At 38.5% G+C, this 21,513-nt stretch carries 17 protein-coding genes; 14 read left to right on the forward strand and 3 right to left on the reverse strand.

Annotated features, from left to right (window positions below):
* Positions 1–17: 17 nt before the first annotated feature.
* The 8 genes from LC095_RS16695 to LC095_RS16730 all read left to right on the forward strand — a co-directional run bounded on the left by LC095_RS16695 (position 18) and on the right by LC095_RS16730 (position 10,831).
* Entirely contained in the window at positions 18–905 is an 888-nt protein-coding gene (locus LC095_RS16695) for a carbohydrate ABC transporter permease (RefSeq protein ID WP_226529212.1), read from the forward strand.
* A 3-nt stretch (positions 906–908) separates the two neighbouring features.
* Positions 909–1,796, forward strand: coding sequence for a carbohydrate ABC transporter permease (locus LC095_RS16700; RefSeq protein WP_226529213.1), 888 nt, complete (start codon positions 909–911; stop codon positions 1,794–1,796).
* Positions 1,797–1,916: 120 nt separating this feature from the next.
* Positions 1,917–3,233: an ABC transporter substrate-binding protein gene (locus LC095_RS16705; RefSeq protein WP_226529214.1), complete on the forward strand. Its 1,317-nt coding sequence runs from the start codon at positions 1,917–1,919 to the stop codon at positions 3,231–3,233.
* 67 nt (positions 3,234–3,300) lie between these two features.
* Positions 3,301–4,596 carry an amidohydrolase family protein gene (locus tag LC095_RS27130; protein WP_226529215.1) on the forward strand — a complete coding sequence of 432 codons (1,296 nt, stop codon included), beginning with the start codon at positions 3,301–3,303 and terminating at the stop codon, positions 4,594–4,596.
* Entirely contained in the window at positions 4,589–6,718 is a 2,130-nt protein-coding gene (locus tag LC095_RS16715; protein WP_226529216.1) for a Sip1-related alpha-galactosidase, read from the forward strand. The genes LC095_RS27130 and LC095_RS16715 overlap by 8 nt, the downstream gene beginning before the upstream one ends.
* A 38-nt stretch (positions 6,719–6,756) precedes the next feature.
* Positions 6,757–7,386, forward strand: coding sequence for a YesL family protein (locus LC095_RS16720; RefSeq protein WP_226529217.1), 630 nt, complete (start codon positions 6,757–6,759; stop codon positions 7,384–7,386).
* Between the two features lie 24 nt (positions 7,387–7,410).
* Positions 7,411–8,874, forward strand: a complete 1,464-nt coding sequence (gene betC, locus LC095_RS16725; RefSeq protein ID WP_226529218.1) for a choline-sulfatase — start codon at positions 7,411–7,413, stop codon at positions 8,872–8,874.
* Between the two features lie 76 nt (positions 8,875–8,950).
* Positions 8,951–10,831, forward strand: coding sequence for a beta-N-acetylhexosaminidase (locus LC095_RS16730; RefSeq protein ID WP_226529219.1), 1,881 nt, complete (start codon positions 8,951–8,953; stop codon positions 10,829–10,831).
* Positions 10,832–10,944: 113 nt separating this feature from the next.
* Here the strand turns inward: LC095_RS16730 and LC095_RS16735 are convergent, their stop codons facing one another.
* Both LC095_RS16735 and LC095_RS16740 read right to left on the reverse strand, forming a co-directional pair.
* Positions 10,945–12,231, reverse strand: a complete 1,287-nt coding sequence (locus LC095_RS16735; protein ID WP_226529220.1) for an efflux RND transporter periplasmic adaptor subunit — start codon at positions 12,229–12,231, stop codon at positions 10,945–10,947.
* On the reverse strand, positions 12,228–12,905 hold the full coding sequence (locus LC095_RS16740) for a hypothetical protein (RefSeq protein WP_226529221.1): 678 nt from the start codon (positions 12,903–12,905) through the stop codon (positions 12,228–12,230). The genes LC095_RS16735 and LC095_RS16740 overlap by 4 nt, the downstream gene beginning before the upstream one ends.
* A 302-nt stretch (positions 12,906–13,207) precedes the next feature.
* Between LC095_RS16740 and LC095_RS16745 the strand changes: the two genes are divergently transcribed.
* Positions 13,208–14,488, forward strand: a complete 1,281-nt coding sequence (locus tag LC095_RS16745; RefSeq protein WP_226529222.1) for an O-antigen ligase family protein — start codon at positions 13,208–13,210, stop codon at positions 14,486–14,488.
* 138 nt (positions 14,489–14,626) lie between these two features.
* On the opposite strand, the gene LC095_RS16750 is transcribed toward LC095_RS16745, so the two are convergent.
* Complete coding sequence (locus LC095_RS16750) at positions 14,627–15,607, reverse strand: LacI family DNA-binding transcriptional regulator (protein ID WP_226529223.1); 981 nt, start codon at positions 15,605–15,607, stop codon at positions 14,627–14,629.
* Between the two features lie 241 nt (positions 15,608–15,848).
* Between LC095_RS16750 and LC095_RS16755 the strand changes: the two genes are divergently transcribed.
* From LC095_RS16755 to LC095_RS16775, 5 genes are all read left to right on the forward strand, one after another.
* Entirely contained in the window at positions 15,849–17,231 is a 1,383-nt protein-coding gene (locus LC095_RS16755; RefSeq protein ID WP_226529224.1) for an ABC transporter substrate-binding protein, read from the forward strand.
* An 89-nt stretch (positions 17,232–17,320) separates the two neighbouring features.
* Positions 17,321–18,259, forward strand: coding sequence for a carbohydrate ABC transporter permease (locus tag LC095_RS16760; protein WP_084043029.1), 939 nt, complete (start codon positions 17,321–17,323; stop codon positions 18,257–18,259).
* A complete protein-coding gene (locus tag LC095_RS16765) occupies positions 18,256–19,089 on the forward strand; it encodes a carbohydrate ABC transporter permease (protein WP_216775262.1) in 834 nt (277 codons plus the stop codon). Before LC095_RS16760 ends, LC095_RS16765 begins: the two co-directional genes overlap by 4 nt.
* A gap of 12 nt (positions 19,090–19,101) precedes the next feature.
* Positions 19,102–20,580 (forward strand): glycoside hydrolase family 32 protein, encoded by a 1,479-nt coding sequence (locus LC095_RS16770; RefSeq protein WP_226529225.1) that lies wholly within the window; start codon positions 19,102–19,104, stop codon positions 20,578–20,580.
* A gap of 331 nt (positions 20,581–20,911) precedes the next feature.
* Positions 20,912–21,499: a DUF5317 domain-containing protein gene (locus tag LC095_RS16775; RefSeq protein ID WP_394187091.1), complete on the forward strand. Its 588-nt coding sequence runs from the start codon at positions 20,912–20,914 to the stop codon at positions 21,497–21,499.
* The last annotated feature ends 14 nt before the right edge of the window (positions 21,500–21,513 follow it).

Genomic DNA, 21,513 nt, shown 5'->3' on the forward strand with positions numbered 1-21,513 from the left:
TTGAAGGAGGTTACCCTATGTTTAAAAGCAAAATAGATAAAAATCCGTATGGATATTATTTTATTGCCCCATTTTTTATAAGCTTTATCGTTTTTGGGCTTGGTCCAATCCTTTATTCGTTTTACCTAAGTTTCACAAGCTGGGAAGGATTTAATGAACCAACATTTATCGGATTAGCTAACTATGAAAGGTTAATTCACGACACGCTTTTTTTAAAATCTATATTGAATACACTTGTGATTTGGATCTTTTCTATTATTCCTCAGTTGACGATTGCCTTAACACTGGCACTTGTGTTACATGAAAAGTTTATCAGAGGAAGACACTTGTTCCACGCGATCTTTTATTTTCCAAACATCATTACACCTATTACCCTGGGGGTTATGTTTGCATTGATGTTTGATTGGCAAACAGGCAGCATCAATCAATTCTTAGTGTCAATTGGACTTATTGATGAACCGATTTATTGGATGAACAATGTTTGGACATCAAGAGCCATTGTCGCACTGACGATGATGTTTCAAAACTTTGGTTTTAATATGTTAGTCTTTTTGGCTGGTTTGCAAGCGATTCCACAGGATTTATATGAGGCAGCTGAAATTGATGGCGCTTCAAAATTCCAAACAGCGATTAAAATTACTATTCCGTTAATCAGACCTGTTCTTATCTTTACATTAATCACATCGGTTATAGGCGGTCTGCAAATCTTTGATGCACCATTAATGCTAGGTAAGGGTCCGGATAACTCAACTGTCACCATGATTATGAATCTTTATGAAGCAGCATTTATTCGTTATGACTATGGATATGGAGCAACGATCGCATATGGAGCATTTGTGGTGATCGCTATTGCAACAGTTATTACATTTTTGATTCCTGGTGTGAGAAAAAAGAAGGAGGCGTAAGAAATGAAGCAAACATTGGAGATGAATTCGACCTCTATTATAACGGATAAGGAGCAAAAAGCGAAAAAGCGGAACAGCTTAATCATCATTACACTTATTTGGATTATGCTCATCATTTCAGCCGTAATCTGTCTGATTCCTTTTTATAGTATGATCATTACTTCTACCCATGCGAACTCAGAGATTGCCAGAAAGCTATTGATGACACCGGGCGATAAATTTATAGAAAACTATAAACGGCTGGTTGAGGTTGTTCCCATTTGGAGAGGGTTTGCAAATAGCTTATTTATCACATTAATCTCAACTTTTATAGGTTTATATTTCTCAGCAATGAGCGGTTACGGTTTCTCAAAATATCAATTCAAAGGAAACTCGTTTCTATTTGCTTGTGTGCTGGGTACGATGATGGTCCCTGGTCAATTAGGAATTATCGGTTTCTTCCGATTAGTTAATGAGATGGGATTAATTAACACGTACTGGCCAATTATTTTACCATCAATTAGTAATGCATTTGCTTTATTTTTCTTTAAACAAGTCGCAGATAATTCTGTTCCGAAGGAAATTGTTGAAGCGGCAAGGATTGATGGTAGTAGTGAAATGACCATCTTCCATCGGATAGCGCTTCCTCTTATGGGACCTTCCTTAGCAACATTAGGAATCTTTCTTTTCATTGGAAAATGGAATGAATTCTTACAACCTATGATCCTGCTATTTGATAATAAGTTACAAACACTGCCGGTTATGATTGCGAGTGTAAGAAGTCAATTTAATGTTGACTATGGTGCACAGTATGTTGGGATTGTTATCTCGATCATTCCGATTTTGATTGTATTTGCGATTTTTTCTAAGCAAATTATTGGAAATGTTATGGCGGGTGCAGTTAAGGAATAGTTTGTGAATCGCTTTCTTTTGGGGAGGTGGGGCAGTATATAATTTTATACTTCGTTTTGGTGTCTAGCTCCAGGCGCCTTAGGCATTTCTTGAAAACAACAATTTAAAGGGGGATTCAACGTGAAACGTTTTAAATTACTAAATTTGGTATTCGTATTAGGGCTAGTATTTGGTTTGCTCGCTGCTTGCTCTGGTGCAGATGAAACAAAAACGAATGGTAGCTCGGATAATGGTACAACAGCAAATGGAGAACCAAAGAATCCAGAAGACTTTGAAGGTGAATTAACGATTTGGACATTTTTCGGTCAAGTTGAACAAATGGCAGAAAAGTTTGAAGAAAAATATCCAAATGTAAAAGTAAAAGTAAGTGTTTTCCCTGGGGATCAATATCAAACAAAATTAATGAATGCCATAAATACAAAAACAGATGTACCTGATATTTTTGACCTTGAAAGAGGCTATATGGGTAAGTTCATTAACCAGCCTTTTGTAGCAAATCTATCTGAAATGGGTGCAGATGATTTAGTGAAAGATTATATTCCTTATGTGAAAGAGCTTGGAGTGGCTGAAGACGGATCAGTTCGTGCGATTTCAGATCACTCTTCACCAGGTGCGTTCTGGTATCACAGAGATTTAGCGAAGAAGTATTTGGGGACAGATGACCCTGCTAAAGTGTCTGAAATGGTTAGTTCATGGGATAAGGTTGTCGAATTAGGTAAGAAAGTAGAAAAAGAGAGTAATGGTGACGTACATCTAGTTTCACACTTTAGTGATGTGTATAACGTGGAAAAGTCCAATCCGGAAATGTGGGAGAAGGACGGTAAGTTACATGTCGATCCTGCATGGGAAGAGATTTTTAATAGCATGAAATCAATCAGAGAAGAAGATGTTGACGCAAAGCTTGGTTTCTTCTCAGGTGGATGGGGTGATGCCTTAAATGATGGTGGTGTCATCATGTTTGCAAACCCGGCATGGGCGGGCTTCATGGTTGATAACGAAGATGGAGCAGCAAAGGGGAAATACGGTCTTGCCCAAACACCAAGTGGGTATTACGAAGGTGGAACATACCGTTCGATCTATGAAGGCTCTGAAAACAAAGAGTTAGCTTATGAATTCATTAAATTTATTGCAAGTGAAGAATGGCAGCAACACAACCTTGAAGAAACAGGAAACATGCCTGCTCTCGCGACTGTTTATGAAAAAAATCAGGGTGCATTTACATCAGAAATCTTTGGCGATCAAAAGATTTTAGAAGCTTATTATGAACTTGTAAAGAGTATTCCTCCACATAAAGCAACAGGTGATAACCAAGCTATATCACAATTATGGTATGATGCAGCAGCTGAAGCAATCGATAGTGGTGAAAGCTATAAAGATGCCTTAAAAGACTTCAAAGCTTCTGTGAAAAATGGCTATCCGGAAATTGATACTAAATAATAGATAAATCCTAGGACGGCTGCTTATTTTTTGGCAGTCGTCTGTTACTAAAGGAGTATGGACAACAGTGGATACAATAGCTAAGCACATAGACAATTTAAGGGTTATCGACGGACATGAACACTTAATTCCGCAAAAAGATCGTAGTAAAATGAATGCTGATTTCTTTGATTTATTGCATTATGTAAGCTCTGATTTCATTACAGCAGGGATGAATCCATCCTTTTTCGATCGAAACAAAAACAAGATGTCTGATCAAGAAAAGGCAAAGGAGTTCCTTTATTTTTGGAGACGTGTCAAAAACACAACCTATGCTCAAATGCTGCAATGGGCGGTTGAAGACCTATATGATATGGATGATTGGACGGTTGAAGGAATATGCGCGCTGAATGAACGAGTGAAAAAAGCGTCACAAGATCCTGATCTCTACAGAAAAATCTTAACGGATAAATCAAAAATAGATTTAGCGTTTACCCTTATCTTTACTACAAAAGTAGACTTTGAAATTTTTAGACCTGTAATGTGGACTGATCACCTTGTGAAGGTAAGATCATTAAAGGATATTGAGTCTGTTGAACGGGAAGCTTGTACAGATATATACGAGTTTGAAGATTATCTGGGTGCAGTAGATGCCATCTTACAACGCTATGTAGACGAAGGGATGGTAGCGACAAAAATTGGAGTGGCATACTGGCGTACATTAGCTGTGGAAAAACCAACATTTGATGAGGCGTCAACAGTATTTAACAAACTTAAAACAAGTCATTTATGTGAATCGGTTTCACAGGAAGAAGCAAAACCCCTTCAGGATTTTATTATCCACCGGATTATTCAGCGTTCCATTGAATGTAATGTGCCTATTCAAATTCATACGGGACACCAGGAGCCAAGTGTTTCATCCAACGGAAATGTTGTCACAAATTCAAAGGTGACAGATTTAGTACCGCTTTTACTAGAATACAAGAAAGCCAAATTTGTTTTATTACATGGTGGCTATCCTTTTTATAACGAGTATTTATCCTTAGTTAAAAACTTTCCGAATACCTATGCAGACCTAACATGGTGCTATATTCTGTCCCCTACTGCAACAAAACAGATGTTAACACAAATGATTGAAATGGTTCCGCAGTCGAAAATTCTTGGCTTTGGAGGAGACTATAGTCAAGTGGAAGGAACTTATGCTCATTTAAAGCTAGCCAAAAAAGTTTTATCAGAAGTACTGACATCTAAAGTAGAAAATGGCGATATGACGGAGTATGACGCATGTGACTTTGCCAATCGTGTGTTACGAAATAATTTAATTGAACTGTATCGGTTAGATTTAAAACCAGCTACCTTAGAAAAGGAGGATCTTTATGTCTAAGCTACAAGAAGAGAATACATTTATTTTTCATAGAAGTAAAGTCATGAGTGATGTGAGCTTTGAGGTTCAGCTAGATCAACTTGGTAAAGTACCGTTGACCTTTACCGGGGTGGATGTTGAAGAGAAATTAGATTCTTCAGGATCCTATATGAAATATACCTATAGCTACAGGTATGAAGGTAAGGTTGATCTCTCATTTATTATTCACAGCTATGAGTCCTTTCTTCATGCATATCTAGATGTGTCTGTTCATAGTGAACGATTGTTTGGGAAGAATGATTGTTTAAGTGGTGAAAATGGTGTCATCGTTAAGATAAAGGATATAGGTGAAGTGAACGGTTTGTTTGCGGCTTACCGTCATAAAGATTGGTGGACACGCCCGCATTTTAATAACGACGTTACGACGCTTCCGCCAAGAACACAATCTTTATTATGGAACAATCAACAAGATTATTATTACTTACTTCCTGTTGTCGGTTCTGTTTTTAAAACAGATATTGCAGGAGGGGAACAAGGCCTTCAATTGTTGGTTTCTTCTTTTGATGGCGGACGAACGAAATGTGAAACACCTGTTTTTGTATTAGGTAAAGGTGAGAATCCATTTAAGCTTGCAAAGCTTACAACCAAACGATTAATAGAAATAAATGGAGGTACACGCCCGATAGAGGAAAAACAATATCCTGAACGTTTAGATTATCTGGGCTGGTGCAGCTGGGATGCTTTTTATCAACAGGTGAATGAAAAGGGTATCTTAGATAAAGCAGAAGAATTTAGAAAAAAACAGCTTCCTGTAAAATGGATGATGATTGATGATGGTTGGTCACAAATGAAAGAGGAACGATTAGATGGCTTTGAACCTGATAAGGAGAAATTCCCAAATGGGTTTAAGTCTCTTACCAATAAATTGAAGAATGACTATTCCGTAGATTCAGTCGGCGTTTGGCATACACTTGCCGGATATTGGGGCGGAATTCATCTAGATAGTTCATTGGCAAATGATAAGGCGCCCTATCTATTCAAGACAAATAGTAATAAGTTGATTCCTTATCCTGAAAAGGGAAAAGGGTTTGCGTTTTGGGATGCCTGGCATTCATATTTACAGCAACAAGGAATTGACTTTGTCAAAGTCGATGGGCAAAGTGCGATCAACAACTTCTTAATGGGACAAATGTCAATAGGAGAAGCTTCGATAGAAACACATAAGGCGTTGGAAGCATCTGTAGGAGTTCATTTTAATCATTGTGTGATCAATTGTATGGGAATGGCATCTGAGAATATATGGAATCGTCCGATTTCTTCTGTGGCTAGAAGCAGTGATGACTTTGTTCCAGAAGATGAAAACGGATTCGCGGAACATGCCTTACAAAATGTATATAATTCTTTTTATCAGGGCGAAGTTTACTGGGGAGATTGGGATATGTTCTGGACAGTTCACAAAGATGCAAACCGCCATGCATTACTGAGAGCACTTAGTGGAGGTCCAATTTATACTAGTGATCGTGTAGATGAAACAGATGCTTCTGTATTATGGCCGCTCATTTTAAATGACGGACGTATTTTGCGCTGTGATCAACCGGGCCGGCCAACAATCGATACATTGATGATCAACCCGGTAGAAGAGCTGAAGCCATTGAAGTTTTGGAATACTAGTAATGGTATTGGTTTACTAGGTGTTTATAATCTTTCACAAAGTGTTGTTAAAGGGACTGTCTCTCCTGCAAATATAGAGGGACTTGGTGCTAAAGAATATTTTGTTTATGATTATTTCAATCAAAAAATAACTGTACTAGATGATGATGAAACAATCGAATTCACTCAAGAAAGAAATGACTATTCCTTCTATTTCATTATTCCAAAGGATCATGTGATCAAACCTTTAGGTTTACTAGAAAAATATATTGCTCCTGCTACTTTTGCAACGCAGTATTCGACTGAAGATAAAGTAGTGGTTTCCTTGGAAGAAGCAGGTGAGTTTAGTTTCCTTGCTGAATCAGGGGTTAATCAAGTAAAGGTGAACGGAGAAGAAGTATCTGTTAAGCGTCTGAACAAAGAAGAGCCTATTTATGTTGTGGATTGCTCCTCCGTTACGAACGGAAAAATTACAATTGAAATCCAAGGATAACAATCAAATATAGTTTATGACAGCAGGGGGTGGCGAAAGTGGCTCAAGGATGGAAAAGTGTATTTGTACGGTTTACAGAGTGGTTTTCACGTTTAGCATATATAAACCTTTTATGGATCAGCTTTACCCTTTTGGGTCTTGTTGTATTTGGGTTTATACCTGCAACTGTGGCGATGTTTGCCGTTATGAGAAAATGGCAGAAAGGGACTTTAAACGAACCGGTGTTTCAATCCTTTTGGGGCTTTTACCGAAAGGAATTTGCAAAATCAAATTGTACCGGCTTTGTGTTAGTCATCATTGGGTATATCCTTTATGTTGATATTTTCATTCTCAATTTTGATGAATCATTATCGATGCAAATCGTAAAGTTGCTGCTTTATATTTTAGCATTTGTTTACTTACTGATCCTTGCCTATTTCTTTCCTGTGTTTGTTCATTTTGATATGAAATGGTACCAGTATTTTAAATTGGTCACATTACTAGTTTTTGCCGCACCCCTTCAAGCTGTTTTGATGCTTTTGATCGGATATGGGATGTTCTTTCTTTTGGCAAAAATGCCAATTCTCATGTTGTTCCTGTTAGGAAGTTTGATTAGTTATGTTTGGCTTCTCATTGCGCTGCCGACCTTTACTAGACTTGAGCAGCGGACATCTCCGAATGGAAAATAAGTGTTGAGAGGAAGGTTTGACATAATGAAACAGCAAATACAGCAGCCAAATATCGTCATGATCATGGCTGACCAGATGGCTTTCGATGTGATTGGCGCCTTAGGGCATCCAACTGTAAAAACCCCGAATATTGACCGTCTTGTTCAAAGCGGTGTTACATTTGAGAATGCCTACTGCAATTCACCGATATGTGCTCCTTCAAGGGCTTCCTTTGTATCAGGTAAATTCATCAGCAACATTGGAGTGTATGACAATGGATCAGAGCTATCCTCAGACACTCCAACTTTTTTGCATCACTTAAGACGTGCAGGATATGAGACAGTCTTGTCAGGAAAAATGCATTTTGTCGGTCCTGATCAGCTGCATGGCTTTGAACATCGTCTGACAAAGGATATTCATACGGCAGCGTTTGACCTTACACCTGATTGGTCCAGGGGAGTTTACCCTAATCATGGAACCGGTGTGAAACGGCTCAAAAACCCCGGTGTCATGGAGATCAATAATAATTTAGACTATGATGAAAAAGTATTACACCGTACATTAGAACAAATTCGGACATTTAAACGGAAAAAAGAAGAAGAGAAAAGGCCGTTTTTTCTATGTTCGTCGTTTTTCCATCCGCATGATCCTTTTCATATTACTGAAGAATATTGGAATATGTATGAGGATTCATTCATCCCAATGCCTGACATTCCTTGTGAAAACCTCGAAAATATGCATCCGTTCAATCAATGGATTCAAACCCATCATGAAATAGACATTTGTGAACTTTCCGAGGAGGAAATGAAACGAAATAGGCGTGCTTATTATGGAATGGTCACCTACTTTGATCAAAAGGTAGGACAAATTGTGAATGAATTAGAAAGATTAGATATGTTGGAGAACACGATCATCGTTGTGACGAGTGATCATGGGGAAATGCTTGGTGAACATGGCATGTGGTTTAAGCGAACCTTTTATGATCATGCTACAAAAGTTCCATTAATTTTTTCTTTTCCAAAGCGTTTTCCTGCTGGGAAGAAGGTTAGAGAAGTCGTCTCTCTTGTTGATCTTGCCCCAACCTTTATGGCATTAGGTGCTGTACCTGATCGAGAAAAGTGGTTCGGTGAACTGGATGGAGATAATCTTGAAGCCTTACTAATCGGAGAAGACGCAAACTGGAAAGATGAAGTGATTTGTGAATATTATGGCGAAGGTCCGATTCAACCGTTAATCATGTTACGATCTGGTGCTTATAAATTTGTGTATGTTCATGAAGAAAAACCATTATTATTTGACCTTGAAAACGATCCACAGGAATGCACCAATTTGGCTGATTCTCCTGAACATCAAGATATTTTGAGAGAATATAATGTGAGAGTGACCTCTCAGTTTGATATGGCTCAACTGAAGAGTGACATTATGAGAAGTCAGCAACAAAGACTGTTAGTTACTCATTCTTTATCAATAGGTCGAAAGAGTAGTTGGGATCATAAGCCAAATAATTAATCTATTAGAGTAGTAGAACAACAGATAATAAGTCCTTAGATTATTTTTGATTAGAGAAAAAAGGAGGACATTTAGGATGAATATACATGTGAAAGGAAGTTTACCTGAGCTTGAAAACGGACTTTCAATCATTTGTGAAGAACTGAAAATCACCCAAAGTTCAACGGGTTTTCCTATCCAAATAGAGCAAAGAGTTGGTCCGCTTGAGGTTAGTTGTACAAGTAAAGGTGGGATTCTTCGGTATGAGAAACAAATTCACTTTTTCCGTGCTTTTGGATTAATCATTGAACAGCTTACTGAGCAAAAAGAGTTTCACATTGTAGAGGAGCCTCAATTTGAGACAAACGGCATTATGATCGATGCCTCCCGAAACGGTGTGATGACTGTGGATGCCATTAAATTATTTTTGCGCAAAATGGCACTAATGGGTCTGGATGTTGTGATGATGTACACAGAAGATACATTTGAAATGGAGAAATACCCATACTTCGGCTATATGCGCGGTCGGTACAGTGAAGCGGAGTTAAGGGAATGCGATCAGTATGCGGCTAATTTTGGAATTGAAATGATACCATGTATTCAAACATTGGCCCATTTAACGGAAGCGTTAAAATGGAATTATGCCGGGGAAATAAGAGATACAGAAGATATCCTTCTTGTTGGGGAAGAGAAAACGTATCAATTTATTGAGGAAATGATTAAGACAGCCAGTCGACCGTTTAGAACAAACCGTATTCACATAGGAATGGATGAGGCACATCGACTTGGTTTGGGGACTTATTTACAGAAAAATGGATATTGTGATCGGTTTTCTATCATGAATGAACACCTGCAGAAGGTTGTTTCGATTACTGAAAAATATCACTTAAAACCTATGATTTGGAGCGACATGTACTTTAGACTGGGCTCAAAAACCGGTAATTACTATGATCTTAACACAGATATTCCAACTGGCGTGATTGATGGGATACCAAAAAATCTGCAATTAGTGTACTGGGATTACTACCATACAGTTCAGGACTTTTATGAAACATTTCTTGAAAAGCATAAAGCCTTGGGATCAATTCCGGTATTTGCCGGCGGCATTTGGACATGGAATGGGATTTCCCCAAACTATGGGATCACCTTTGCAACAACAAATGCAGCTTTAGCTGCATGCAAGAATAAAGGTGTGAAAGAAGTGTTTGCCACGATGTGGGGGGACAATGGTGCAGAAACAAGTCCTTTAACAGGATTTCCTGGAATGCAATTATTTGCTGAGCACGGATATGCCAAGGAAGTGGATAGAAGCAAACTGGCTGACCGTTTTTCTTTCTGTGTGGGTGGGAATATTGATGACTTCTTAGCATTGACTGAATTTGATGAAACACCTGGAGTCACAAAAGGTAATTTGAAAGAATCACATCCATCAAAGTTTTTACTCTGGCAAGATCTATTAACTGGATTATATGATGAGAATATAAGAGGCCTTTCGATGAATGAACATTATGCAAAACTGGCCGACCAATTAACTAAAGCTAGGCAAAATCAACATGAGTGGGAATTGATGTTTTCCTATTATATACAGCTTGCAAAGGTTTTAAGTGTGAAAGCGGAGTTTGGTCTGAACTTGAAATGTGCATATGACGAGAAGAATAAATCAAGATTAGAAGATCTTCGTAACCAAGTTGAAGCACTACATAATATGGTCGATAATCTTCGAATCAAACACCGTGAACTATGGCTCTCTACGAATAAGCCATTCGGATGGGAAGTATTAGACATCCGCTATGGCGGTGTACTTGCCCGCCTAAACACAACTACAGATCGCTTAACCGATTACTTAGAAGGAAAAATCCAAAGCATAGAAGAACTAGAAACAAAAAGACTATACCACGACGCCCCATGGATCATGCCAAAAGGAACACTAGGTCGAAACACCTACCACCGAATCGCAACAGCCGGCTCATTCTTTTAGGGACAAGGGGACAGGTCCCTTGTCCCGGTCTTTGTATAGAGGATATGGGTGAAATTGTAAATGTACCTTCAATTAGTTGGATGGGGACGATGGACCTGTCCCTCCGTTCCACTTTACCTCTCCGCAACTCCAATGAGAAACGATTCCCACTTTTCTTTGGATGAAAGGTTTTTAAATGCGTTCTTTTTTAGGTATGTCGGCTGCATGGTTGTGGCAAACTTGCTTTTATTATGTGATTGATCTGATGTCATGACTACTTGTCCAATTTCTGTTCCTTCCTTTATCTCCTGTAAATCTCCTGAGCGAAGTCCGGTTGTAACTTCTTTTCTATTCACCAGCCCATTTTTATCTAAGAAATAAAGAAACGTTTTTTCACCATGCGGTTGCTTTACAATAGCCTTACTTGGAACTGCCGGAACTTTTAATGCTTGATCCAGTGTGACTTTTACGTCGGCTGTGGTACCGATTGGAAGTGCCTCTGCTTGTTCTGACAGTAAGGCTTCATATGGATAGACATTCTTTTTATCTATCTCCGGTTCATTTTCAGGAAAAGAACTTATTTCAAATATCGTTCCTTCTAGCTTTCCTTTTTCTCCTGAAACTGTCGCGTTAAAGGGCATATCAACCTTTACCTTTTTCAGTTGTTCCTCAGTTAAAGTGCCTTTGATGGATAATGAAGTGGAGGCAATCGTCACAACAGGGTTTCCGAGCTGATCGTTTACGTCTTTCACAATCCCGTCGCCTTCACTAATGATCATAGCGGAATCACTTTTCTCGTTAATCAAACTAATTTGGGTTTCATAGTTGAAAATTTTATCTTCAAGCTTGCTTTTTTCAAGCTCCTGCTTATAGATTTCCTGTTCGATTTGACTGATAATCACATCATTAGACGTAGACGTGTCATCCGTGTCGGGAATATCTTCCGTAAAACGAAAGTCATCTTCAAAGGCAAACACCGAATCGTACTCGTATGCATAGCTGGTGTCAGAAGAAGAAATAGAAGCCTGATAGTCTAATAGCTTTGCGATGTATTCGTCAATACTGCTCAGCTCTCCTTCTGCCTGGCTAATATCACTCTCCAACGTATCTCTTACCTGATCAAGCTCAGGTGTTGCATATTCAATTAGCGGAGTACCGGCTGTTACTTCGTCGCCTTCCTTAACAAGAAAACGCAGGAACTCTTTATCTTTCTCATCAAAATAAACGTTATATTCCTCCTGTGGCATCAGAATTCCCTTTGTATCAAGTGTTTTAATGATATTGCGCTCCTGAACTCTTTTCCAATCATGGACATATACGGTGTGCTCTGCTTTACTATCTTTTTTCCAGATCAAATAGGCATTTAATGTAATAAAACTTATACAAAAAAAGATAAGCGAGAAAATAAACCATTTTTTCAACCAAACCACATCCTTACTAATACAGGTACCTCAAGATACGCCATAAATGCGTGTAAGAGCCAGCTTAATATGTAAAACAGAACGATGATGAAAAGAGTCAATAAATTATGTTTTTCAGTAAGTCGTGATAAATAAACATAAAGAACAGAGATAGCTAAAATTTGAAAAAGGGTGATGGAACTAAAAAAGTGAACCCAATATTCGTGGTCGATCAATTGCTGAGCAATGACCCCTAGTGAGAAGGGATTGCTTGCCTGGCTTAAATGATAAAACATAAGTACAGGATAGGTGACCGCCTTTTCAACTAAATGAATAGATAAAGCAAATAGTTGAACAATCAAAGCCTTTTTATAGGAAACATCAAGTACGATCCAATAAACAAAGGCTGGAAACCAAAGGAGTAGAGTCGTATAAAGTAAACTAGAAACTAGTTTTCCTAATAAAATAAATACCTTCCCAACCTCAAATTCCTCTCTGGAAAAGTCCATGATTGCTCCTGAGTATGTTTCAGTGCCGATGCCAAAATAAACACCAGCTGCAAATATAAGTAAACTGAATAGATAGAGAAGGAATATTCTCCAGCCAATGCCTCCTGCTGTCTCGGCCTTTTGCAGTTGATAAAGGCTTACCTGCGGACGGAAAATCCCTTTTATGATCGATGTTTCATATATCATGATTAATTCTCCTTAAATAAAGTTACCCCTCTAGTCTATATGATCATGTAGAAGAATAACGTTGGAATTTGTCGATTTACATAATATTTTAACGAATTTGGTGAATTTGGACTAACTTTGTAAAAAAGCACTTATGAATGATCTACTATTCACCTAAATTCAGGAATTGTAAAAATCTAATTGCAGTGTAAATCCAATGTTAATTTACTGTGTGATTTTTAGATCTTTCGTATAAAAAAATAGTGTCCTTCTTATATATAACACTAGTATTTTTGAAATCCGCAAGAAAAAAGGGAGAGTTTATGACAAATTTAAAGAGGGTTATAAACAAAGAATTTCTAAAAAGGCATCAACTTGAAATAGGGGTTCTATTTTGTTTTGTATTGCCTCCAGTGGGAATTTTATGGCTGATGTTTATCGGATGGATTCATTTGAAAAATACAGTTGATTTAAAGGTTCCATTCTATCTTAATACAACCACTTTCTTTTTTATTTGCTTGGCATTAGCAACATTGGGGGCAACTTTTTCAGAAGATAAAGAAGGTTACATGCTGATTTTTGCGATGATTTTAGGGTATTTAGGGCTTTACTTATATATAAGAGAATGTGTAACAATGACTCTTATTCGGCGTTTTAAGTGGATCATGATTGTTGGTGGTGTGTTTTTGGTCGCGTCAGGGAGTGTATTGAAAAACGTTCAAGTAACAGACATGCTAATTGGAGGGTTGACTGGTACGATCTTCCTTGGTCCTTCACCTGATTCTGATGGCAGATTGTTTGGAACGGCATATAACCCGAATTTTGCTAGTTTCCTGTTATTGCTTATTCTTTCTTTTTTGTTAGCAGAACAATTAAAAAGGCAGCAATGTAAACGGATCGTCATATGGAATTATGTATTCGTGGCTATTATGATGTTTGGCATTTTTCAAACAGGTTCACGTGCGGGGATTGGTGTGATGTTTCTTGTACTGGTTATATTTATGTTAAGGTATTCAGCAAAAATCGGAATGGTGGCTGCCGCCCTTTTCATTCTTTTCCATAAACAAATCCTTGATGTCATACCGAGGTTTGATGTACTTAATGAAGCAATTCTTGAAAGAAAAGAGATTTGGATGACGAGTATTAGAATTTGGGAGAAGTATCCTTTCTTTGGAACAACTCCATTAGGGTACCGTCATGCTTATGATCAATTTACTCAACCGGAACCACATGCTCATAATATGGTTTTAGGTTTGTTTGCAGAGTATGGCACAATTGGTGGACTGGCTTTTCTATTACTTGTTATGACCTTAATGTTTAAGGTTTGTTGTATGTTATTTGTGCATGCGAAAAATAAGGAATTGCTCAATTTTTTTCTGTTATCACTTCCGGTTTTATTTTTCACAGGAATTTTTGATCATCCGCTTGTGTCACCGCAGACAGCCTTGTTGGCTGTTGTATTGGTCGCGTGTTTTGACCGGTATACAGGGAGTGTTCCTTTTTGGCAAAAAACGGTGCTGTTTGTCAATTATAAGGTTGTGAGGATGATATATTTTGAGGGTCCGCGGATGATGAGATTGGAGAAACAGAGGGTGAAAGGTTAGGGGGAGTGTGAGAGCCGTAAGATGCTTTTTACGGCTCTTTTAGTGTAGTGGAATCGGTTATACACGATAAGTGGGACAAGGAACCTGTCCCCGCGACCCACCCGCGACCCACGGCGCACCCCGGAACCCGCGATCCGCTCAAGAACTTCCCCGCTCGATTAATGATGGTTCGAGTTTAATTTGGACGGATTCGGCTGAGACTTCATCTTCCATGCGGTTTAGTAATAGTTCGATGGTTGTTTTTACTATTTCTTCGATTGGTTGATGAATACTTGAGATTCCCATGATTTTTGCGAGGTAGGTATCATCAAATCCGATCACACTGATATCCTCTGGTATTTCGATATTTCTTTCTTTTGCTGCTTTCATAAATTCAAGTGCCATAATATCGTTTGCTGTAAAAAGGCAAGTGAAATCAAGAGATGCAGCAGAGTTTAAATAGGTTTCTATATCCTGCCTCATTAAGAAGTTATTGGTTGAGGTTTCTTGAAGCTGAATATAGTTTTGCTGTTTGAATTCAAATCCGTTTTCGTATAATGCGCTTTTATAGCCGAGGAATTTATCGTCAGGTATGGTTCCCATAAATCCAAAGGTTTTATGACCACCATGAATGAATTTTTCTCCGACAATCTTTCCGGCTTTTACATGGTCAAGGCCTACACTATCAAGAGGCTTACGGTTTTGGGTCATGACGACAGATGGGATGGCCAGTTTGCTAATCCGCTGAATATTGTATTCTCCAGTAGGGACAAGGATCATTCCATCTACCTGACGGGCGATAAAGTTCTGGATACTTTCCCATTCTGTGATCGGATTATGCTTAGAATTGTGCAGCAGAATACTGTAGCCGTTCTTACGGGCCTCAGATTCAAGTGCGTCGATTAATTCCACAAAATAAGGGTTATACGTTTCAGTTAAACATACCCCGATAATTTTAGATTGACTCTTTTTAAGGGTTTGGGCGGCTTTATTTGGTACATAACCAACTTCCTCAATGACCTGAAGAACTCGTTTTGCGGCATCTTCATTTACTCCGTTATTTCCATTTATCACCCGTGATACAGTTGATTGGGAAACGTTTGCAAGTTTGGCGATTTCTTTCATCGTAAGCTTACTCATAATGGCTCCTCCGTTTGAATACGTATTCTTATATTAACCTATAATTATTCTCGTTTAAACGATTACATTGCTTGTATACACCTATTATATCACAATATTTCAACCATCTTTGTATGATGACTAAACAATAGAAACGCTTTAAAAATATGTGTTGACATTTATTTATGCCTATCGTAACATAAAAACCAGAAAGCGTGAATACGTTTTCACCAATTATTCAGACTAGGGGGTCTATGAAAGTATGAAAAAATTAATGTTGTTCGTATCAATCTTAGTTTTATCTCTTTCGTTAGTTGCGTGCAGCTCAAATGGTGCAAGTAGCAAGGATGACAAAATTGTGATTTGGACACAAGCTGCAGCCGATCATCCGGAAGGAAAGATGTTTGCAGATCGAGTAAAGCGCTATAACGAAGAACATCCTGACAAGCCTCAAGTTGAAATTCAAAATATCACACGTGCAGGTGCGGGATCCGGCTACATAGATAAATTAAACGCAGCCATTACCGCAAACGATATGCCGGACATTTTCACACTGGATGGACCAGATATTGCCGCATATGTAGATTCCGGTCTACTTGGTGAGCTTGACGGTTATATGAGTGAAGGCTTCAAAGAAGGCTTTACAGAAGCGATTATTGATCAAGGAACAGTTGATGGAAAGTTCTATGGGATGGGCTATTCTGATTCAGGTGTAGCGATTATGTATAACGAAGATATGATCAATGCATTACCTGAAGATGTCAAAGCACTAATTCCGGCATCGGATCAAGATTGGACATGGGATCAATTTGTTGAACTTGCTAGAAATGTAGATGAGTTTGCAAAAACATCAAATGATCCGGCATTTGAAGGGTATGAAAGTGCAGTCAGCTTACTATTGCCCGATATTACAGCAGGTGCTTATGAAACAGGCACATACTATTTCACACCGCTTCTTTGGGGAAATGACACAAACATAGTTGGTGAAGATGGAGTCACAGTAGACGGTGTATTAAACAGTGATAAAAGTGTTGAAGCATTAACAAAATATGCCCAATTATTTGCAGATCCGCAGCTTGCAAGTGCAACTGAGTCAGAAAAAGCATTTCATTCTGGTAAAACAGCTTTATCTGTAAGCGGTTTCTGGTATGTGAGTGAATTAACAAGCAACTATCCAAACTTAAAGTTTAAAACTCTTCGTTATCCAAAAATGAATGAAAACTATGATGGTTTATACACGCCATCAGGAAGCTGGGCGTTTGTGCGCAATGGACAAGAGGAAGACGAAGAACGCATTAAGCAGGTAGTTGAAGTAATGGAATGGTTAAACAATGATGAAGCATCTGAGGAATATTACCATGCGAATGGATCAATTCCAGCTCGCATAAATGCAATCGATGTGATTGATACAAATACAGACAATCCATATCATAACGAAGCATGGTCAGTATTGAAATACCAGGTTGAAAACACAAATAAATCCCGTCCTGTTTCACCAGGGTATCCTTACCTTTCAGAAACATTTGCAAAAGATGTGATCTTGAAAATCGGTCAAAATAAGGCAACAGATGAAGCGACAATCAAGCAATATTTAGATGATGCCGTGAAAAAGATTGATTTAGAGTTTGAGAAATATCAAAAATAACGGGCTTAAGAAAGAGGTGAGGTAATGACCTCGCCTCTTCTTATAAACGTGGCTTATGCTGACAAGCCAAGTGAAAAGGGTGTGAAATGATGAAAACGGTAAAAAACTTTGTGAAAGTAAGAAATACAACTGAACATTACCGAAACAGTGAGCATTATAAAAAAGGTGAAGTTGTCTCAGCCTATGGATTTTTAACACCGGCAATGGTACTTGCTATTTTATTTATCGTTTTACCTATTATTCTAGCTTTTACGTATGGATTTACAGATTACTATTTATTAAAACCGAATGATAAACAATTTATCGGCATGGAAAATTTCAAACGAATGCTGACAGATGAAGTGCTCATTCAAAGCTTTTTGAACACGATCAAGTTTGTTGTGTTTGTTGTACCTCTTCAGTTAGCGATGGCACTTGGCTTGGCATTAATAGTCAATAAGAAGATCAAAGGTGTCGGCTTTTTTAGAACCGCGTACTTTTCACCGGCAGTATTGTCTCTTGTCGTCATTTCCATTCTATGGACGGTTATGTTAAACCCGACTTCAGGGTTAATCAATGAAATTTTAGCAAATATCGGACTGCCGAAGCAGCCGTTTTTATCAAGCGCTGATCAAGCGATGTACACAATTGTAGCGATTTCTGCCTGGTCCGGTTGCGGGTATCAAATGATGATTTTCCTGGCAGGCTTAAAAAATATTGACGGTAGTTTATATGAAGCAGCAGACATTGATGGGGCAAATGCTTTTCAAAAGTTTTTATTCATTACCATTCCTTCATTAAAACCAATTCTGATGTTTTTAGTGATTACCACTACGATTCAGGCGTTTAAGCTCATCGTTCAACCGATGGTGATGACAGGCGGAGGACCGGATTACTCTACGATGACCATTTTACAATATATCTATGAATACGGATTTAGACACCGAAACATTGGATATGCAAGTGCGATTACGTTGGCATTCACCGTTTTCTTAGTGGTGGTGTCGATTGTAATTAAAAAGCTATTTAGAGAGGAGCGGGCGGCATGAAAATCGTAAAAAAATCACTGTTTTATTTATTGGCATCAGTTGTGGCGTTACAGTTTTTAGTTCCTCTTTTTTGGATGATTTTATCTTCTTTTAAAATTGATGAAGTGATCTACCGGGATATTGGTTCGATTTATGCAATCATCCCGCGGTTCTCTGATCTTTCATTAAAATCGTATACAGAGCTGCTGGGCTTTTATAATATTTTTCAAAATGTCGGTAATAGTTTGATTTATGCTTCAATTACGGTTGTGTTTGGACTAACCATTAACTCTCTGGCAGGCTATGCGTTGGCACGATTCCAATTTCCATTCAAGGACTGGATTCTCATTTTTATTATCGCATTGATGATCGTTCCAATTGAAGCAACGATTTTACCTTTATTTTTAGTTGTGAATGAAATGGGCTTAATTAATACAGTGCCGGGATATTTAATGCCATTTATCATTAATGTGATGAATATATTCTTATTCAGACAGCATTTTTTATCATTCCCGGGTGAACTGATTGAATCTGGAAAAATAGATGGCCTCAGTGAAATAGGCTGCTTTTTCAGAATAGTAATTCCTTCTAGTTTAAATATGTATATCACAGTTGGAATTTTAACCTTCCTGGCATCCTGGAATGATTTCTTATGGCCGGTTATGGCGTTATCAAATGCCGACCTTATGCCAATTCAGGTTGCATTAAATGCTATTTTCAGTGATACGTATAATATTTACACAAGCCATATTATGGCTGCGTTAACGATTGTCACGATTCCGATCGTTGTGCTTTATATCATTTTCCAAAAATACATTGTCGAAGGCTCGATGCAGAGCGGAATTAAATAAGTGAGGTGCAAAATGAACCGATTACAAAAAGCAAATGACTATATCCAAGCAAATAAACATACCGTACAAAGCAGGCCAACCTATCATTTTTCACCTGAAATAGGGTGGATGAATGACCCGAATGGATTTGTCTATTACAAAGGGAAATATCATCTGTTTTATCAGTATTACCCATATGACATTACGTGGAATGACATGCACTGGGGTCATGCTACAACTGAAAACTTCATCGATTGGGAGCATTTGCCTGTTGCGATGGCCAATGATAAAGCGTATGACGCAAATGGGTGTTTTTCAGGCAGTGCCATTGAAAAGGATGGAAAGCTTTATCTGATGTATACAGGACATATTGATCCGAACATGGGATTTGATAGGGATGAACCGGAAATTGCGGAGCGCCAATGTGTGGCAATATCTGAAGATGGGGTTCAATTTGAAAAGTATCAGTTAAACCCTGTGATCGGCGAAAAACAATTACCGGAGGGATACCTTATTTGCGACTTTAGAGATCCGAAAATTGTGGAGGCCGATGGCGTTTATTATTGTGTGCTATCGGTAAGAAACACTCAAAGACGCGGCGAAATCATTATGTTTAAGTCGGAGGACCTTTTAGAGTGGACATTCCACTCATCCATTTATCAATCGAAGTTTGAAGAAAACACGCTACTAGAATGTCCGGATTTGTTCCGGATTGATGATAAAGATGTCTTGTTATTTTCTGAAATGCCATGTGACCCTGAATTCGCAGGAGAAATACAAAATAAAACAGCATATGTCATCGGTCAGATGGATTTTGAAAAAGGACACTTTACACCGGAAAGTAAAGGCCTGCTCGACTACGGCCAAACCTTCTATGCTCCACAATCAACAGAGGGCAAGGAGGGTGAACGATTACTTATCGGCTGGATGCACCGCTGGCATGAAACAGCACCACCAAAGGAATACGGCTTTAACGGAATGATGTCCTTGCCGCGAAAGCTGGACGTAAAGGACGGACAGCTCATCCAACAGCCTTTTATTGAAACAGACACCTACTTCTCTTCTATCAATGCCGATCAATATGTTCAACTAGTAAATGGTGAGGAGTTAAAGTTTGAAGGAAAACCAACAGGCTATATACAAGTAAGGGTCCCGAACACAAGCGGAAATTTCGAGATCCACTTGAACAAAAGTGGGGAAAAATCAACCAAAGTAGAAGTAGACATAGAAAATAACACACTATCTCTCACATCAGACTACGGAAACCAAGGGGAAATCAAAGTAGAAAAACTATCTGCATCTCCTAAAGACGAGATACTACTAGAAATCTACCTAGACCTCCACTCAATCGAACTCTTCCTAAACTCAGGAGAAAAAGTCATCAGCTTCACAGCCTATGACGCAGACAAAGGAACTGATGTAGTGTTTGCGGTTGGTACAGGGGTCGTTCCGGTTGGGACGGGGGGACAGGTACCTCGTCCCGCTTCGTTTCATTTAGTGTACCGTGATTGAGACTGAGGTGTTACGTTTTGTAGGTAATTCAGACATGCGCTATAAGAGAGAATAGTAGTAATCAAACAACGATCTAGGACTGGAAGGTGAAGAGAGAAGTGTTTATGCGCACTTCTCTCCTTTTAGCTTGTGATTTAATGCAGCAGGAGTTGCTCGATTGGGACAAGGAACCTGTCCCTCCGACCCACCCCCGACCCACCTTTTCTTAGGTCTAAAGACTCAAAAAGAAGATAGGTACTAGTGTGTTTGAAATGTAATAGATTATAATAATTGTAGATTGTTAGAAGATTCTGTCAAAAATTTGGATTTCTTGAAGGTCGGTGAAGGTACGATGGTTTATGATGGCCTGCTTGTTGCCATTTTAATAGGGTTTATTCGAGGTGGTAGTTTAAAAGGATTTGGAGAGATTCGATTTAAAATGGGATGGGTGTTCCCGGCACTTCTACTATTTCAGCTTTGTATTTTCTATTTTCAAAATAAAATTGAATGGGTAGGGGAAATTAGTCAGTTTTCCTTCATAGGCGTCTATGTGATTGGACTGATCTTTTTATGGATTAATCGATTTCATGCCCATTTCAAGTTCATTTTTGTTGGAGTACTGCTTAACTTCATCGTGATGGCGGTAAATGGAGGGAGAATGCCTGTTTCTGGAGAGGCTGCCCTACACTTAGATCCTTACTATTTAGAAACATTAAAAAACAGCTTATATGCTAAGCATACGCTTGTCACAGATTCTACGATTTTTGCCTTTTTAGGTGATATTATTCCGTTAAAGGCACCATATCCAAGAGAGCAGATTATTAGCATTGGTGATGTGGTGATGAATATAGGAGGCTTCCTTGCGATTCAAGCAATCATGCTGCGTAAAAAGGAAAGGGAGGAGCCATTAAATGGAAATTCGAAGGAGGTGAAAATATAATGAAAAATAAAACA

The sequence above is a fragment of the Metabacillus niabensis genome (genome assembly GCF_020524345.1).
Classification (GTDB): Bacteria; Bacillota; Bacilli; order Bacillales; family Bacillaceae; genus Metabacillus; species Metabacillus niabensis_B.

What these genes read in the sequence shown, in the direction of transcription:
- LC095_RS16695 (WP_226529212.1), top strand. Translation starts at nt 18, where the DNA reads ATGTTTAAAAGCAAAATAGATAAAAATCCGTATGGATATTATTTTATT.
- LC095_RS16700 (WP_226529213.1), top strand. Translation starts at nt 909, where the DNA reads ATGAAGCAAACATTGGAGATGAATTCGACCTCTATTATAACGGATAAG.
- LC095_RS16715 (WP_226529216.1), top strand. Translation starts at nt 4,589, where the DNA reads ATGTCTAAGCTACAAGAAGAGAATACATTTATTTTTCATAGAAGTAAA.
- betC (WP_226529218.1), top strand. Translation starts at nt 7,411, where the DNA reads ATGAAACAGCAAATACAGCAGCCAAATATCGTCATGATCATGGCTGAC.
- LC095_RS16730 (WP_226529219.1), top strand. Translation starts at nt 8,951, where the DNA reads ATGAATATACATGTGAAAGGAAGTTTACCTGAGCTTGAAAACGGACTT.
- LC095_RS16740 (WP_226529221.1), bottom strand. Translation starts at nt 12,905, where the DNA reads ATGATATATGAAACATCGATCATAAAAGGGATTTTCCGTCCGCAGGTA.
- LC095_RS16745 (WP_226529222.1), top strand. Translation starts at nt 13,208, where the DNA reads ATGACAAATTTAAAGAGGGTTATAAACAAAGAATTTCTAAAAAGGCAT.
- LC095_RS16750 (WP_226529223.1), bottom strand. Translation starts at nt 15,607, where the DNA reads ATGAGTAAGCTTACGATGAAAGAAATCGCCAAACTTGCAAACGTTTCC.
- LC095_RS16755 (WP_226529224.1), top strand. Translation starts at nt 15,849, where the DNA reads ATGAAAAAATTAATGTTGTTCGTATCAATCTTAGTTTTATCTCTTTCG.
- LC095_RS16760 (WP_084043029.1), top strand. Translation starts at nt 17,321, where the DNA reads ATGAAAACGGTAAAAAACTTTGTGAAAGTAAGAAATACAACTGAACAT.
- LC095_RS16765 (WP_216775262.1), top strand. Translation starts at nt 18,256, where the DNA reads ATGAAAATCGTAAAAAAATCACTGTTTTATTTATTGGCATCAGTTGTG.
- LC095_RS16770 (WP_226529225.1), top strand. Translation starts at nt 19,102, where the DNA reads ATGAACCGATTACAAAAAGCAAATGACTATATCCAAGCAAATAAACAT.
- LC095_RS16775 (WP_394187091.1), top strand. Translation starts at nt 20,912, where the DNA reads ATGGTTTATGATGGCCTGCTTGTTGCCATTTTAATAGGGTTTATTCGA.